We start from the raw sequence: 17438 nt of genomic DNA, 5'->3' as shown, positions 1-17438 counted from the left end.
CCTTATTCCTGATCCAGGTCGGCGCTTTTCTGCGCGATGGCCATGGCCGTGAGGATTTTTCTGTAGCCGGTGAATTCGTTGCGCGCATGCACGCTGAGGATGTTGTCGAGCAGGACCACGTCGCCCTTCTCCCAGGCGAACTCGACCATCACGTCGCGGTAGATGCCTTGCAGGTGACGGATCACGTCCTCGGGAATCGGCGTGCCGTCACCGAAAAAGGTGTTCTGTGGCAAGTCCTGCGGGCCGAACTCGCGCAGCAGGTTGTCGCGGATGCTGTCGGGCAGGGTCAGCGCGTTAAAGAAGGTGCCGTGGTTGAACCAGATGCGTTCGCCGGTCAGCGGGTGGCGCACGATGGCCGGGCCGTTTTGCCGGGTGCGCAGGCGATTGCCGGACTTCCATTCGGCCTGGATGCCGATCTTCGCGCAGTAGGCTTCGACGTCTGCGCGGTCCTCGCTCTGGAACACGGTCTGCCACGGCAGGCCCATGCCGTCGCCATAGTTGCGCACGTACTGGATGCGTTTGCGCTGGAATTCCTCGCGCACTGCCGGGTCGATCCGCGCCAAAATCTGACGGGTATCACCGAACGGCGTTTCACCGCCGGTGGTCGACGGGGTGTCGCAGTAGAAGTACAGATGACGCGGGAACACCGGCGAATACGAGTGCTCGTTGTGCGGGAAGATTTTCTCCGGCGCCGGGTAATCGGTGGAGCTGTAGATCTTGAACTGACCGGTGATCTGGGTTCGTGGCGAGGCGCGGAACAGGTACTCCAGCGCGCCACCGGAAATCGCATCGACGCAACGGTTGAACTCGGCGATGTCGGCGACCTGGAAGCCGCGGAACAGAATCACCGCGTGTTCCAGCAAGCGGGTTTCGATCAGGGCGCGATTCTGGATCGCCCATTCCACGAGATTCACGCCAGGCACGGCCGGACGGCACACCAGCGGCATGCTGACGCCCTCGAACATCGGCGCGAAACTCACCAGTTGCGTCGGATCGGTGGACAGGCTCTTGCGGGCACCACGACCCAATTTGGCAATGGACCTGGTCGTTGAAACGCTCATAAACCCCTCCAGAAAATGTTGACGACGGTGCAGGTTGAGCACCGTCGACTGAATCAGTCCGCCGCCGATTGCGCGGTCGGCGCGCCGCGGTTCGCCGAGCGTCGCTTGATCGCCATGGCGCCGCCGAGCAAGGCCTTGCGTTGTTCACTCAGGCGCGTTTCGGCGCGGCGCTGCACGTCCGTGGCCACCTCCAGCAATTGGCCCACGCTCAACTCGTCGACGCGCAACAGCGCTTGCAGCACGGCCTGAATCTGCTCGAACAGACATTCCAGCGTGCTCGGCAAGTACTGGCCGGCCGGTGTCTCGAAACTCAGGTGAACGTGCTCGGCGTCGTTGTAGAACGCGGCGACCATGCCGATCTCGGCGGCTTGACGCCCCGACGCAAAGTCCTCGACCTGCAAGCCTTGCATCGACGGCAGGCGACCGACGCCTTCCTGGTAAATCAGCTTGATGTCGAACAGCGGCGAGCGTCCGGCCCGACGCGGCAAGCGCAAGGCTTCCACCAGTCGCTCGAACGGCAGGTCTTGATGGTCCGAAGCCTCCAGCACCGCGCGACGGCACGCGTCCAGCAACTGCCTGGCCGACTGCTCGACCTCCACGTCAATTTGCAGAACTAATTGGTTAACGAAGAAGCCGACCATTTCTTCAAGCTCGGCTTGATTTCGGTTGGCGATATCGGTGCCGATGCGCACGCGATTGACCTCGGTGCGCTGGCGCAACACCAGGGTGAAACCGGCCAACAGCAGCATGAACAGCGACAGATCGTGCTGTTGGGCGAAGTCGCGCAGTTGCTGGCTCAGTTCTGCGCTGAAGGTGAAATGCGCATTGGCGCCTTCCGCGGCCGTGCGTTGATCGCCGTCAACCGGGAGCTCCAGCACGGGCAGTGGCTCACCGAGCCGCTGCTGCCAGTAATCGAGCTGGCGTTGCAGTTCCCCGCCCTGCTCCAGCCACTGGCGTTGCCATTTGGCGAAGTCGGCGTATTGCACGCGGTGGGTTGGGAGTTGAGGGAGTTCGCCACGGTTGAGGCTCGGGTACAGCGTCACGAACTCGTTGATCAGGATGCGGAACGACCAGTCATCGGCAACGATGTGGTGCACGGTCAACAGCAGCACATGTTCCTGATCCGCGACTCGCAGCACACGGACTCGCAGCAGCGGACCGTGGCGCAGATCGAATGGCCGGGCGACTTCTTCGCGGGCCAACTGCTGGGCCTCATTATCCGGCGATGGCAAATGCCGCAGGTCGATGGCATCAAAACTCAACGGCAATTGCCCATGCACGCGCTGCCAGGCCTGGCCGTCCTCCTCGTAGAAAGTGGTGCGCAGCACGGCATGACGCTGCACCAGAATGTCGAAGGTCTGGCGCAAGGCTTCAAGTTTCAGTTCACCGCGCAGGCGCAACGCACCGGGCATGTTGTACATCGAACTGTCCGGTTCCAGGTTCCACAGGAACCACAAGCGCTGCTGAGCGAAGGACAACGGCTGCCGCTCGCCGCCAGTGTCCGCCACCAGCGCCGGGCGCTCGCAGATGCGTTGCAGGGTTTGCACCTGCGCGGCGAAATCCTCAAGGCGCGGGTGTTCGAACAGGCTGCGCAGGCTCACCGACAGGCCGAGGCGCTGACGTATCTGCGAGACGATCTGCGTGGCCAGCAACGAATGCCCGCCCAGTTCGAAGAAGCTGTTTTCGCGATCGACCCGTGGGACCTGCAACACTTGCTGCCAGATCTGCGCCAGCTGGTTTTCCAGTTCGCCTTGCGGCGCGGTGCCTGTGGCCGCTTCCCAGACGTCCGGCGCCGGTAGCGCCGCACGGTCGAGCTTGCCGTTGCGATTGAGCGGCAGCGCGGCCATCAGGACCAATTGCGCGGGCAGCATGTAATCCGGCAGACGCTCACCCAAGGCGCGGCGTACGGTGTCGGTGAGTTGACGCGCATCTGTGCTCAGCAGTTCGGCATTGGCCGGCACCACGTAGCCGATCAACTGCTTGCCACCCACGGCTTCGTGCACCAGCACCGCCGCTTCGCTGATCATCGGCAAGCCTTGCAGATGCGCTTCGAGTTCACCCAACTCGACCCGCAAGCCACGAATTTTCACCTGATGGTCGATGCGCCCCAGATACTCCAGCGCGCCGTCTTCGCGATAGCGTGCGAGGTCGCCGCTGCGGTACAGCCGCGCCCCCGGTGTGGTGGAAAACGGATCGGCGATGAAGCGCTCGGCACTCAAGTCCGGGCGCTGGTGATAGCGCTGGGCGAGCCCCGCATCACCGCCAATGCACAACTCGCCGACGCAACCGCTCGGCAGCAGATGACCTTGCGTGTCGATCACATACAACGCACGGCCCGGCAGCGCTTTACCGATGGGCACGCCGATGGGGTTGCGGGTATCGGCCAGGGTGCATTCGTGGATGCTGGAAACCACGGTCGCTTCGGTCGGCCCGTAGGTGTTGAGCAAACGCACATCGCTCAATCCTGCGGCGTGCCACAATTTCAAGCCGTCTAGGGACATGGCTTCGCCGCCGACATGGACCTGACGCAAACGCCCCTTGTCGCGCCGAGGCTGAGCGGCCCACTCCCGGGACAGCAAGAACCAATACGCCGCCGGCAAGTCCGCCACCGTCACGTCATGCTCAATGATCTGGTGATAAAGCATGTCGGTGTCCCACAGTTCATCGCCGCGCATCACCAACGCCGCGCCCACACACAGCGGTGGATAGCACTGCTCGACGAAGCCGTCGAAGCTGAACGTGGCGAATTGCAGCACGCGGTCTTCAGGGGTCAGGCCTGAATAATCCGCCGCAATCACACAGAACTCGCGCAGTGCGGCATGGGCCAGGCACACACCTTTCGGGCGTCCGGTGGAGCCGGAGGTGTAGATCAGGTACGCGAGGTCTTCGGCGCTGGCAAGGTTGTCCGGGTTATCGGTGGAGTACCCGGCGTCTTCGCTCAAGTCCAGCATCAGGCGCGGCAAACCTTGCGGCAGCAGTACATCGGCGAGCAGGCCCGATTGCGCCAGCAGCAGGTCGATGCCGCTGTCTTCGATCATGTAGGCCAGGCGCTCGCCCGGGTAATCCGGGTCCAGCGGCACATACCCGGCGCCGGACTTGAGGATCGCCATCAGGCTGACGATCATCCGCGCATTGCGCCGTACCGACAGGCCGACCCGCTGCCCCGGCCCGACGCCGTGGGCGCGCAGGCGATGGGCGAGTTGGTTGGCTTGCGCATTGATTTGGGCGTACGTCAGGCGTTCGTCACCCGCTACCACCGCCAGCGAATCAGGTGTGCATGCCGCTTGCTGCTCGAAACGCTGATGGACCAGCAACGGGCTGTCCAGTCGCGCTGCCGGTGGACGCGAGTTACGCAGTACTCGGTCTTGGGCCTGAGCATCCAGCAGGCTGACAGCACCGAGTGCCTGCTGTGGTTGGGCAACGAACTGCGCCAGCACCTGCAACAGACTCGCGCCCAACTGGCTGATCTGCGCGGCGCTGAACCGGCTGCGGTCGAAACTGAAATCCAGACGCAACGCGGTGCCGACTTCAATACCGAGGGTCAGCGGATAACTGGTGATTTCGTGATGGTGCAGCGCGCCGAAGGTCAGGCCCGCTGGCGCGCCTTGCTTGAGGGCTTCGGCCACCGGGAAGTTTTCGAACACCAGCAGACTGTCGAACAGCGCCCCCTGCTGCCCGGCCCAGCCCTGAATATCGTAGAGCGGCACGTGTTCGAACTCACGCAGGCTCAGGTTCAGGGTTTGCAGTTGATTGAGCCAATCGCCCACCGATTGCGACGCTGACGGACGGGCAATGATCGGCAAGGTGTTGATGAACAATCCCAACTGCTGCTCGATGCCCGGCAACGGCGCGGAACGCCCGGCAATCGTCGCGCCGAAGGCCACGCAAGACTGGCCGGTGTAGCGCTGCAACAGAAGCGCCCATGCACCTTGCAGCAAGGTGTTGAGGGTGATTTTCTGCTGCCGGGCGAAATCACTCAGGCGTTGCAGCGCGGCACTTTCAACAGTCAGTTGATGCTCGCCCATACCTCGCCCTTCGACCGGCGCCGGCGCCGGCGCCGGCAAGGCTTGCGCCAACAGCGTCGGGTTTTCCAGCGGCGCCAGTGCCTGTTTCCAGAACTGCTCGGCCGCCGGGAGCGGTTGTTGCGCAATCCAGCCGAGGTAGTCGCGGTATTGTCCCACCGGCTTGGCCAACGTCTGGCCGGCATAGTGCTGGATGACTTCGCCGAGCAACTGCGCGTTGCTCCAGCCGTCCATGAGGATGTGATGACTGGTGTAGATCAGGTGCCAGTCTTCGCGGCCCCGACGCACCAGCATCAAACGAAACAACGGCGCGCTGCTCAGTTCGAAACCACGGCTGCGCTCTTCAGTTGCCAAAGCATCGAGGTCGATATCGTCGGCTTCGATCACTTGCAGTTGCAGGTCGATCTGGCGATGAATCACCTGATGCGCGCACTCAAGCCCCAGCCAGTGGAAGCTGCTGCGCAGGATGTCGTGGCGATTGATCGCCGCCTGCCACGCCCGGCCGAACGCCGCGATTTCAAGGCCCTGAATATCCAGGCGCAATTGATTGATGTAGGCCTCGGCCTGAGGTTCGTACAGGGTGTGGAACAGCATGCCCTGCTGCATCGGCGTCAGTGGGTAAACGTCCTCGATGGCGGGCGCGGCGACGGGCAAAGCGTCCAGTTGCGCCTGAGTGATTTGCGCCAGCGGGAAGTCCGAAGGCGTGACCTGGCCCGCCGTTGTCGCGCAGCAATGCTCGATCAACGACTTGAGTTCTTCGGCATAGGCATCGGCCAGTTGCTGCACCGTGCTGTCGGCGAACATGTCGCGGCTGAAACCCCATTGCAGCGTGAGTTGTCCGCCATAGACCTGGCCTTCCAGTGTCAGCCAGTTGGCCAGCGGCGCGTCGTCGCCCTGGGCCTGGCCACCGCTCTCCGAGGCCGGGACGAACAGCGCCTCGTCATCGAACTGACGGTCGAACTGCCCGAGGTAATTGAAGGTGATCCTTGGCGCCGATAAGCCTTTCAAGACTTCGATCTGGGCCGGTTCACCGAGATAGCGCAGCAGCCCATAACCCAAACCCTTGGCCGGTACGGCGCGCAGTTGCTCCTTGATCGCCTTGATTGCATCACAAGTCTCAGCCTCGGGTTGCAGGCGCACGGGGAACAAACTGGTGAACCAGCCGACGGTACGCGTCAGGTCGAGGCCGTCGAACAGGTCTTCGCGGCCATGGCCTTCGAGCTGGATCAACGTCGAGTCGTGCCCGCTCCAGCGACAGATGACCCGCGCCAACGCGGTGAGCAACAGGTCGTTGACCTGGGTGCGATAAGCCGCCGGAGCTTGTTGCAGCAAACGCTGGGTCAAGCCTGCGTCGAGTTTCGATTCGATCTTGTGCCCGTGGCGATGCTGCAAACTGCCCTGCGGGTTGTCGCACGGCAAGTCGCGGGCATCGGCCAGTTGCGCCTGCCAGTACGGCAACTGCTCACTGAGTGTTTGGGCGTGCTGTTGCAGGTGCGCGGCCCAGGTTTGATAGGCGCTGGTTTTCGCGGGCAACGCCACTTGCCGATAGGCCTGCTGCAAGTCTTCGAGCAACACCCGCCACGACACGCCATCCACCGCCAGGTGATGGATCGCCAGCAACAGGCGTTGGCTGCCATCGTCGAGGTCGACCAGCAGAGTGCGCAACAGCGGTCCGTTTGCCAGATCGAGGCTGCGTTGTGCTTCATTGCACATCGCGGTCAGGTCATCGGTCGAAGACGCACGGCGCTGCCACAATCCTGAGGTTTCAACCGTTGAGGCATGACGCTGCTGCCAGCCTTCGGCACCTTCGATGAAGCGCAGACGCAAGGCGTCATGGTGATTGATGACCTTGACCAGTGCCGCTTCCAGCGTTTGAGCGTTCAACGCCTCTCGCGGCGTCAACAACAGCGACTGATTCCAGTGCTGACGCTGGGCGATGGCCTGATCGAAAAAGTAATGCTGCGCCGGGGTCAGGATCACCTCACCGCTGACCGGGCCTTGATCGACAGCGCTATGGCTGTCGAATACCGCGATCAATGCCAGGCTGCGCACCGTCTGGTACTGGAACAGATCACGCGGACTCAGGCGAATTCCGGCCTGACGGGCACGGCTGACCACCTGGATAGAGATGATCGAATCACCGCCCAACTCAAAGAAGTTGTCCTCGAGTCCGACACGCTCCAGCCCGAGCACGTCCTGCCAGATCTGCGCCAGCGCGGTTTGCATCGGATCCTGCGGTGCGACGAAGGCTTGCTGCGGCGCGGCTTCCGGTAGCGGCAAGGCCTTGCGGTCGAGCTTGCCGTTGGCGGTCACCGGCAAAGCGTCCAGCGGCATCAGGTAAGTCGGCACCATGTATTCCGGCAAGGAGCTCAATAGCCAGGCCTTGAGGGTTGGCGGCCATTGCGCATCGACGTCGGCGTTTTCCAGCACCAGGTACGCCACCAGATGCTTGCCGCCCTGCACCAGCACCACCGCTTCGCGCACCAGCGGATGCTGCATCAGGCGGGTTTCGATTTCTCCCAGCTCGATGCGCAGGCCACGAAGCTTGACCTGATGGTCGAGGCGACCGAGGTATTCGATTACGCCGTCGGCACGCTGGCGCACGCGGTCGCCGGTGCGGTACAACCGTGCGCCGTCATGGAACGGGCACGGCACGAAACGCTCGGCAGTGAGCGCCGGGCGACGGTGATAACTGCGCGCCAGCCCGGCACCGCCGAGGTACAACTCCCCCGCCACGCCCGCCGGGACCGGTAGCAACTGCGCGTCCAGCACATGGGTGCGCAGGTTGGCGATGGGACGACCGATGGGCACGCTGTCGGCGCCTTCGTCGACGCAGGTCCAATGGGTCACGTCGATGGCGGCCTCGGTCGGGCCATACAGGTTGTACAGCCCGGCGCCCGGCAGTTTGGCGAACACCTGCAACTGTGCGTCGAGCGGTAATGCTTCGCCACTGCAGGCAATGCGCTTGAGACTGGTGCACGTCTCGACACCCGGTTCGTGGACAAACGCCTGCAACATCGACGGCACAAAATGCAAGGTGCTGATGCCGTAATCCTTGATGATCCGGATCAACCGCGCCGGCTCACGATGCGCACCCGGCGGTGCCACCACCAGACGTGCGCCCGTCATCAATGGCCAGAAAAACTCCCACACCGAGACGTCAAAACTGAACGGAGTTTTCTGCAACACCGAGTCGCTGTCATCGATCCCGTACGCCTGCTGCATCCAGCACAAACGGTTGACCAGCGCTGCGTGACTGTTACCGGCGCCCTTGGGTTTGCCCGTGGAGCCGGAGGTGTAAATCACATAGGCCAGGTTCAGCGGGTGCACCTCAACCTGCGGGCAGGTTTCGCTGTAGCCGTCGAGCCAGTCCCCTTGCTGGTCGAGGGCAATGACCTTGACGCCCTCGGTCGGCAACGCGGCGAGCAATGCGCTTTGGCTGAGCAGCAAGCCAATCGCGCTGTCTTCGATCATGTAGGTCAGGCGTTCGGCCGGGTACTCCGGGTCGAGCGGTACATAGGCGCCACCGGCCTTGAGAATCGCCAGCAGGCCGATGACCATTTCCAGCGAGCGCTCAACGCAAATCCCCACCAACACATCCGGACCGACACCGTGCTCGCGCAGGCAATGGGCGAGTTGATTGCTGCGTGCATCGAGTTGCGCGTAACTGAGCTGACGCTCACCGAACACCAAGGCTGGCGCCTCGGGTGTGCGCCGGGCCTGGGCCTGGATCAACTGATGCATGCACTGCTCGACAGGATAAACCTCGGCGGTGCGGTTCCAGTCATGCACCAGCACTTGCTGTTCATCCGCCGTCAGCATCGGCAACTCGCCGATTTTTTGCGTCGAGTCGTCGCCCATCGCCTGCAACAGACGCGTCCAGTGCCCGGCCATGCGTGCGATGGTGTCGGCCTCGAACAGGTCACTGGCGTAGGTCAGTGCCGCATGCAGCTTGCCGCCCTTCTCCCAGGTGTCGAGGGTCAGGTCGAACTGGGTGGTGCGGCTTTGCCAGTCGACGCTACTCAGTTCAAGACCGGAAGCGGTGCTCACCGAGGCCACGTCCGCGACGTGCGGCTGATGGTTGTACATCACTTGGAACAGCGGCGTGTGGCTGAGGCTGCGCTCCAGTTTCAATGCCTCGACCAGACGTTCGAACGGCAAGTCCTGATGGGCCTGGGCACCGAGGGCGGTTTCCTTGATGGCGCGCAGCAAGTCGTCGACCCGCGTCTGGCCGTCCAGTTGCGTACGCAGCACTTGGGTGTTGACGAAAAAACCGATCAGCCCTTCGATTTCCGCCCGGTTGCGGTTGGCGATGGGGACGCCGACGCGCAGGTCTGTTTGCCCGGTGTAGCGATGCAGCAGCGCGTTGAACGCGCCGAGCAAGAGCATGAACAGGGTGACGTTGTGTTTCTGCGCGGTAGAGCGCAGGTGTTCGGCCAGTTGTGCGTCGACCGCGAATTCGCAGCGGGTGCCGCGATAACTCGGCATCGCCGGACGCGAATGATCCAGTGGCAATTCCAGCACCGGATGCTCATCGCCCAACTGCGCCTGCCAGTAGGCCAGTTGCCGCGCCTGCTCGCCCGCCTCCAGCCAGCGACGCTGCCACAGGGCGTAGTCGCTGTACTGGATCGGCAGCGGCGCGAGTTGCGGTTGCGTGCCTGCATCGAACGCGTCATAGCAGCCGATGAATTCGTCGATCAGCACGTTCATCGACCAGCCATCGGAGACGATGTGGTGCAGGGTCAGCAGCAGGACATGTTCCTGCTCGGCGAGCTTGAGCAAGGTCACCCGCAGCAGGGGGCCGACTGCGAGATCGAACGGCAATACCGATTGTTGCTCTGCGCTTTCAGCCACGGCTCGTTCACGGTCAGCGGCGGGCAGTGCACTGAAGTCCACGTGCTCGATTCGCAGCGGCTCAGCGCTCGGGGCTTGCCGCAAGCTGTCATCGGCATCGCAGGCAAACACCGTGCGCAGGGTTTCGTGACGAGCCACCAGGCTGGCGAATGCCTGCTCCAGCGCCGACAGGTTCAGACGCCCGGTCAACCGCACCGCCCCCGGCAGGTTGTAGGCGCCGCTGTGGGGGTCCAGTTGCCAGAGAAACCACATGCGTTGCTGGGCGTAAGACAGTGCCTGACGATCCTCGGCAGCGACGCCGGATGGAATCGGAAAGCGGGCGAACTCCACGCCTTCCCTGGCCAATGCCGCGAGGAACATCTGGCGCTTTTCCAGGGGCAACCCGATAAACCGGCGAGCAAGTTTCAAGGAGTCTTCAGCATTCATTTTCAAGGCATCCGGATCAGTGGCGGGAAGCACAAAGGCACGTCGTCCTTATCAAACGAATGCAGACCGGAAAAATTAGCGAATGAAATAGGTGTCAGAAGGGGAGTAAATCGCACCGCTCCTGTAGGCGCTGGCTTGCCAGCGACAGGGCCATGACAGGAGAAATGGTGCCACCTGCAAGACCGCCTTCGCTGGCAAGCCAGCTCCTACAACGGGATTAATCGATCATCAGGCGCTCGCAGCCATGGAGTACCGCCGATGATGCACTTCGAGCTGATCCTTGATCACCCGCAGCACCTTGGCCTCATGTTCATGAATGAAGAAGTGCCCACCGGCCAGCATGTCCACGGAAAAGCTGCCGCGGGTTTCCTGGCTCCAGCCGATCAACTGCTCGGTGGTGGCGCGATCGTTTTTGCCGCCGAGCACATGCACAGGACACTTGAGCAAGGGCCGCTGCACCGGCTCGAATCGCCCGCACAACAGGAAGTCCGCACGCAGCACCGGCAAGGTCAGGCTCATCAGTTCTTCGTTGGCCAGGATCTCTTCGCTGGTGCCGTTGAGGGTGCGCAGTTGCTCGATCAGTTCAGCATCGGTTTTCGGCTCGGCATATTGCCGGTCGTAGTCGGCGCGCAGGGACGGCGCGGCGGTGCCGGACGCGAACAGCGCGACCGGCTCCGGGCAGCCCAGCGAGCGAAACGCATGGGCCATTTCGCAGGCGAGCAACGCGCCCATGCTGTGACCGAACAGTGCGTATGGCGCCTTGAGCGTGGCTTTGATTTCATGGGCCAGTTGCAGCGCCAGGCGCCGCATGTCGGTGTGCAAGGGCTCGCCATACCGCGCGCCCCGCCCCGGCAGTTCCACCGGTTGCAGCTTGATCCACTCCGGCAGCTTGCGCCGCCAACGGCTGTAGACCATGGCACTCGCGCCTGAATAGGGCAGGCACAGCAATGTCAGCTGGGTCACCGGGCTCTTCCTCGAAAGTTGTCTGATTGGTGAACGGATGAGGTATGCCGGGAATTAGTCGTACAGACATTTTCCATGGAAACATCATTTCAGATGGCGATAGCTCGAAATGGCGGAACCCAGCACCACCGCCCCCGCCGCAATCGCCAGCCAGAACCCGCTTCGCGCGCCGAACGCATCCACCAGCCACCCCGAACCGGCGGCGCCAATCGCCACGCCGATGCTCAGCCCGGTGACCAGCCAGGTCAGGCCCTCGGTGAGTTTGGCCGGCGGCACGATTTGTTCGATCAACGCCATCGCGACAATCAGCGTCGGCGCAAAAAACAGGCCGGCGACAAACACCGCCAGGGACAAGCCGAGGATGTTCACCGCCAACAGCAACGGCAACGTCGTCACCGCCGTCGCCACCCCACCGTACAGAAACAGGCGCGGCAGCGGTATTTTCGAACGCAATGCGCCGAACGCCAGCCCGGCCAGGCACGAGCCGATTGCATACACCGAAAGCACGATGCTCGCCGCCGCAGGTTGGCCCTGCTGCTGCGCGAAAGCCACGCTGACCACGTCCACCACGCCGACGATGATGCCCATGGCCACCATCAACAGCATCAGCAGTTGAATGTCGCGGGAACGAATGATCGAGCCTTGATGATGTTCTTCGTGGGGGTGCACCGGCGGTTCCGTGCTGCGTTGCAAGACGAACGCCGTCACCCCGATGGCCAGCGCCAGTAATGCGGCCAATGGCCCCGCTTCGGGGAACGCCACCACGCACAGACCCACGGACAACGGCGGCCCGACGATGAAGCAGACTTCATCCAGCACCGACTCCAGGGCGTAGGCCGTTTGCAGCTCCGGGCGGCCGCGATACACCTCGGTCCAGCGCGCCCGCACCATCGCCGACATGCTCGGCATACACCCGGCCAACGCGGCGAAGACAAACAGCGTCCAGTTGGGTGCCTGCAACCGCGTGCACAGCAACAGCAGCAACAGCGCCCCGCCACCGAGCAGTGCCGACACCGGCAGAATACGCCCCTGGCCATATCGATCCACCAGCCGCGACACCTGCGGCGCACAAAATGCCGTGGCCAACGCAAAAGTCGCCGCCACCGCACCCGCCAGTCCGTAGCCCCCGTGCAACTGCGAGAGCATGGTGATCAGGCCGATGCCGGTCATCGAGATCGGCATGCGCGCGATCATGCCCGCCAGTACGAATGCGCCACTGCCAGGGGCTTTGAAGAGTTCGCGGTAGGGGTTGGCCATGGGGTACATATCTAATCAGGGGCCTGCAAATTGCCATAACGGCTGACCGGCGGGAAAGCAGCAATTTGTTGGTTGAATGTGAAGGCCCTATCGCGGGCAAGCCCGCTCCCACAGGGAGTGCATTCCACTGTAGGAGCGAGCTTGCTCGCGATGGGGCCAGAACAGACAACTCACCTCCCTCGCCAAATGAACTCTCATAGCCCCGGACCAGTCAGCTACATAGGCCCCTGGTTGCCGGAGTTTCGCGACAATGGCTAATCACCCCGAACGCCAAAGCCCCATCGACGCCTACGGTATCATCGGGGACATGCGCAGTGCGGCGCTGATCAATGACAAGGGTAGCGTGGACTTTTTCTGCTGGCCGGAATTCGACAGCCCGTCGATCTTCTGCTCGCTGCTGGACAGCCCCGACGCGGGCATTTTCCAATTGTCGCCGGACTTGCCCGACGCCTGTCGCGAACAAATCTACCTGCCCGACACCAACGTGCTGCAAACCCGCTGGCACAGTGACCGCGCAGTGGTCGAGGTTACCGATCTGCTGCCGATTGGCGATACCGAGGACGACACGCCACTGCTGATGCGACGGATTTGCCTGGTCAGCGGTCGGGCCTGGCCATGAAGCTGCGGACCTCACGCAAACACGGGGCCATTCTCGCCGCCGCGACCTTCGGCCTGCCGGAAACGCCAGGGGGTGAACGCAACTGGGATTATCGCTTCACCTGGATCCGCGACGCCTCGTTCACCGTCTACGCCTTCATGCGCCTGGGCAAGCCGAAGAAGCTCAATATCCTGTATGCCATCGACGGCCGCCAGGAACTGCCGGAGATAGAACTCCCGCATCTCTCCGGCCACGGCGGCGCCCGCTGGGACCAGACGCGCCAGGCCATCTACGCCGACATCTGGGACAATTTCTGGGATGAACAATGCGGCGTGTTTTCTGGATCGGAAATTGAGTGGGGAAAAGAGTTTTTGGCAGCCGTGAGATCACCCTCATAAACAAGTGAACTCTTGTGGCGAGGGAGCTTGCTCCCGCTCGGCTGCGCAGCAGTCGTAAACCCTGCAATGGCTATATATCTGACAGATCGCACTGTCAGGCTTTTGGGTCGCTTCGCAACCCAGCGGGAGCAAGCTCCCTCGCCACAAATTTTGCTCAATCGGCGTCCTACGTCCCTTAAACAAAACCACCGCAAACTCGTCGCAATACCCTGTTGCCAGCCATTAAATCCCCACCTAACATCCAGATCCAACGGGTACAGCGGAGCTGTCCAACACCCCCGGAATTCAAGGAACCAGAATGACCCAACGCATTCATCGCAGCATCGACACTCCCCTTCGAACCGGTCTGAACCGCGAAGCACTCTGGGAAGCCCACGACAAGGGCCTGATCAAATGCTGGGAAGTTGGCCGCCAGCGCGCCGCCCGCTTCCCTGACCTTGCAAAGCAATGCCTCGACGGCGAACTGCCGGTGCTGGGCTGGAAAGGCGGGGTTAGCCGTAGCCTGAAGAAACTCGAAAAGTACGGCTCCCTCAAATACCTCGCCCAATGGCAGGGTTTGCGTGGGGAGGATCTGGACGTTGATCTCAGCGAAGAACGCGCGCTGACCTGCTCACGGACCGCAATGGTGGTGACGTTTACACCGGATCGGACGAAGTACTTCAATCAGCTGGCGGAAACAGAAGCCTGACGAGGACCGGGCTCCGGACCTGGGGCGCTGACAGAAAATCGCTCGCGATAGGCCTGTGGCGTCACGCCCAAGGCCCGCAGGAAACTGCGGCGCAGGGTTTCTTCGCTGCCGAAGCCGCATTGCACCGCGACCCGTTTGATCGGCACGCCGGTGTCGCTGAGCAAACGTCGAGCGGTCTCGACCCGAATCAGTTCGATGGCCCTTGCCGGGGTCTGGCCGGTGTCGGCGCGGTAATGCCGGACGAAGCTGCGTTCGCTCATGCCGGCCTGAAGGGCCAGTGTCGGGATGCCGAGGTCCTTGGTGAGGTTCTCGCTGATCCAGGCATGAAGCTCATCGAACCGGTTGCCTTCTTTTTGCAAGGACAGGGTCACGCTGAATTGCGACTGACCACCCGGACGCTTGAGAAACACCACCAGTTGCCGGGCGACTTCCAGGGCCATGCTCCGCCCGAGGTCCTCTTCCACCATGGCCAACGCCAGATCTATGCCCGCCGTGACGCCGGCCGAGGTCCAGACCGGACCGTCGTTGATGAAAATCGGGTTGGGTTCGACTTGCAATTGCGGGTGCTGCTGCGCCAGTTGCTCACAACGGGTCCAGTGCGTCACGACGCGCCGGCCATCGAGCCAACCACTGGCCGCCAGCAGGAACGCCCCCGTGCACACCGAAGAAACCCGTCGGCAATCCCGCGCATGCTCGCGTACCCACGCTACCAGCGAAGCATCCTCCGCCGCCGCATAAACGCCCCATCCTCCGGCAATGACCAAGGTGTCGCTGCCTTGCTCCGGTAACGGTTCAGCCAACAGTGCCAGCCCTGCCGATGACATGACTGCCCCGCCGCCACTGGCGATCACCGACGGCGCATAGGGCGACGGCAATCCTTGCTGGCGGGCAATGTCATTGGCCGAAGCAAATACCTGCAACGGCCCGGAGACGTCGAGCAATTGCACGTTGGCGAAGGCAAGTACATGAATGGTTTTCGGCATTTGGCGTAATTCGTGGGGATATTGGCGTATGCGCCAAAGACTACGAGCCTACAGTCAAACCGTCTACCCACTTCACGAGAAAAGCGCCATGACGTTGCAGATCGGTTTTCTGTTGTTTCCACAGGTTCAACAACTGGACCTGACCGGCCCCTACGATGTACTGGCCTCACTACCGGATGTGAAGGTGCATCTGATCTGGAAGGACCTGATGCCCATCAGCGCCAGCACCGGCCTGCTGCTGAAACCGACCACTACGTTCGACGAATGCCCGGCCCTCGATGTGATTTGCGTCCCCGGTGGTAGTGGCGTCGGCCCTTTGATGGAGGACGACGAAACCCTGGCCTTTATCAAGACCCAAGCTGCTAACGCGCGTTACGTCACCTCGGTGTGCACCGGCTCGCTAGTGCTCGGTGCGGCAGGCTTGCTCAAGGGCAAACGCGCCACCACTCACTGGGCGTACCACGAACTGCTGGCGCCGTTGGGGGCCATCCCCGTGCAAGATCGGGTCGTTCGCGACGGCAACCTGCTGACCGGTGGAGGCATCACGGCCGGTATCGACTTTGCCCTGACCCTGGCCGCAGAGCTGTTCGACCAGGCCACCGCCGAGCTGGTGCAGTTGCAACTGGAATACGCCCCGGCACCGCCATTTGCGGCGGGCAGCCCCGAAACAGCGTCGACCAGCGTCCTTGAAGAAGCGCGCCAACGTGCTGCGGACTCGTTGAAATTGCGCGCCGAGATTACTCAGCGCGCAGCGGCAAAGCTCGACCGTCAGTGAAAAAATGGCTGCGGGATGCAAATGGCCGCAGTCATGACTTTTCACCCGCCCACAAAAAAACCCGCCGAAGCGGGTTTTTCCAAGACCATGACGACTCCTTGTCGCGGCATTCCTTGCCTATGGTCGATCATCCATGATCCTGAGCACTTCCTGTGCTTCAGTGGGTGAGGCCAGATTACGCATCGGATCCAATGGGCAACAGGCGACATCACTACCACCGCGTGTAAGACATTCGCTATAAAGCACTTTCCGAAAACCCTTAGATACCTCAGGCATCAAGCCTGGACGCCTTGATTTTCCCGACCTGTAGCGGATAACTGGATCAACCGTCCTCCTGCTGGCGGGCCTTGGCACTGTCGGTCAGAAATTGTTCTATGTTGTTCATCTGCTCCTCCCAACCGCGACTGTCCATGCGGAAGGCCTTTTCCCGTCGAGCCTGGGGAATGTGATCGAAACCGGACTCGGACACTTTGAGCAAGGTGCCGTCATCCATGTCTTCAAGCTCGAACTTCACCAGCGTAGTGGGCTCCTGGGTGTAATCCACTTCCGGATTAACGGCATACGGGTGCCAGCGAAACGAAAACAACCGCTCAGGCTCAACCCGCTCTACCAGAACGTTCCAGCGCAAATGCTCATAACCGGGGTAAGTAATCTGCCCCTGCGTCCACTCACCGGCTACAAAACGCTTGCCCTCCAGCGCCACGCCGAACCACTGCCCGAACACTTCGGCATTGGCCACCACGCGCCAGACCTGCGAACGCTTGGCCTTGAGCAGGATTTTCCTTTCGATGCGATCAGATGCTGGGTTCATAAGTCACCTCCTGTACTTGAACAGTAGGTCAGTAAGACCATAAGACCAACCCTGAAGTTGTACTAATCAGGATACGCGATCAATTCTGTTCGAAATATTCGGCTGCATTTTCGGGCATAAGTTCTGGAAGAGTCGGAGTCTGCTGGCAGAGCAAGCGAATGCCCCTTCGCTACACTGCACCGCAATTTCCCCTGATAACCGCGAGCATCCCCCATGTTCCTCACGCTTTCTACTGGCAATGGTACCGCTGTTGCTGACCTCCCCCGTTTTCGCCGTGGATTGCGGAAACGCCAGTGACCCGTCGACGATGAGTCAGTGCGCGGCGCAACAGCATGCGGCGGCCGACAAGGAGCTGAACGCGCTGTATCAGCAGATCACTTCACGGCTCAAAAGCAACCCGGACAGTCAGAAGGACCCAGTCGCGGGTTCAGACGTTCTAGCAGTACTTGAAGTGTCAGGAGGGTGATATGAGTTGCCCGGTACCGGGGATTTAGTCATTTGAGGCTGAGCTTGCTCGCGATTGGCGCGAGCGGCACTACGTAGGTAGACGCTGACAGCGGGGACCTGTCCGTCATTGCTGTACGAACTTTCCTGCGCACAAA

8 protein-coding genes and 2 pseudogenes are annotated in these 17438 nt (G+C 61.9%); 4 read left to right on the top strand and 6 right to left on the bottom strand.

Features of this window, described 5'->3' with window-relative positions:
- Positions 1 to 2: 2 nt before the first annotated feature.
- From QYH43_RS09905 to QYH43_RS09890, 4 genes are all read right to left on the bottom strand, one after another.
- Positions 3 to 1061: a TauD/TfdA family dioxygenase gene (locus QYH43_RS09905; protein WP_301156960.1), complete on the bottom strand. Its 1059-nt coding sequence runs from the start codon at positions 1059 to 1061 to the stop codon at positions 3 to 5.
- Positions 1062 to 1114: 53 nt separating this feature from the next.
- A complete protein-coding gene (locus QYH43_RS09900; RefSeq protein ID WP_301157032.1) occupies positions 1115 to 10363 on the bottom strand; it encodes a non-ribosomal peptide synthetase in 9249 nt (3082 codons plus the stop codon).
- A gap of 228 nt (positions 10364 to 10591) precedes the next feature.
- The gene (locus tag QYH43_RS09895; protein ID WP_095059061.1) at positions 10592 to 11326 is read right to left on the bottom strand and encodes a thioesterase II family protein; all 735 of its coding nucleotides are present in this window, start codon (positions 11324 to 11326) and stop codon (positions 10592 to 10594) included.
- An 84-nt stretch (positions 11327 to 11410) separates the two neighbouring features.
- Positions 11411 to 12583 carry an MFS transporter gene (locus QYH43_RS09890; RefSeq protein ID WP_301156959.1) on the bottom strand — a complete coding sequence of 391 codons (1173 nt, stop codon included), beginning with the start codon at positions 12581 to 12583 and terminating at the stop codon, positions 11411 to 11413.
- Positions 12584 to 12833: 250 nt separating this feature from the next.
- Here QYH43_RS09890 and QYH43_RS09885 point away from each other — a divergent pair.
- Positions 12834 to 13519: pseudogene (locus QYH43_RS09885) on the top strand (trehalase-like domain-containing protein); the annotation flags it as partial.
- A gap of 358 nt (positions 13520 to 13877) precedes the next feature.
- Positions 13878 to 14267, top strand: a complete 390-nt coding sequence (locus QYH43_RS09880) for a hypothetical protein (RefSeq protein ID WP_095059059.1) — start codon at positions 13878 to 13880, stop codon at positions 14265 to 14267.
- On the opposite strand, the gene QYH43_RS09875 is transcribed toward QYH43_RS09880, so the two are convergent.
- Positions 14243 to 15250 carry a GlxA family transcriptional regulator gene (locus QYH43_RS09875; RefSeq protein WP_301156958.1) on the bottom strand — a complete coding sequence of 336 codons (1008 nt, stop codon included), beginning with the start codon at positions 15248 to 15250 and terminating at the stop codon, positions 14243 to 14245. The two genes, QYH43_RS09880 and QYH43_RS09875, sit on opposite strands and share 25 nt — an antisense overlap.
- An 88-nt stretch (positions 15251 to 15338) precedes the next feature.
- Here QYH43_RS09875 and inhA point away from each other — a divergent pair, with 88 nt between their 5' ends.
- Complete coding sequence (gene inhA / locus QYH43_RS09870; RefSeq protein WP_301156957.1) at positions 15339 to 16025, top strand: isonitrile hydratase; 687 nt, start codon at positions 15339 to 15341, stop codon at positions 16023 to 16025.
- 322 nt (positions 16026 to 16347) lie between these two features.
- Here the strand turns inward: inhA and QYH43_RS09865 are convergent, their stop codons facing one another.
- Positions 16348 to 16836 (bottom strand): SRPBCC family protein, encoded by a 489-nt coding sequence (locus QYH43_RS09865; protein WP_095059056.1) that lies wholly within the window; start codon positions 16834 to 16836, stop codon positions 16348 to 16350.
- A gap of 238 nt (positions 16837 to 17074) precedes the next feature.
- Here QYH43_RS09865 and QYH43_RS09860 point away from each other — a divergent pair.
- Positions 17075 to 17276, top strand: a pseudogene (locus QYH43_RS09860) (lysozyme inhibitor LprI family protein).
- The last annotated feature ends 162 nt before the right edge of the window (positions 17277 to 17438 follow it).

The organism is Pseudomonas sp. C32 (assembly GCF_030417915.1).
GTDB lineage: Bacteria > Pseudomonadota > Gammaproteobacteria > Pseudomonadales > Pseudomonadaceae > Aquipseudomonas.
The sequence above is the reverse complement of the archived record's forward strand: the minus strand, read 5'-3'. Positions and strand labels throughout refer to the sequence as shown.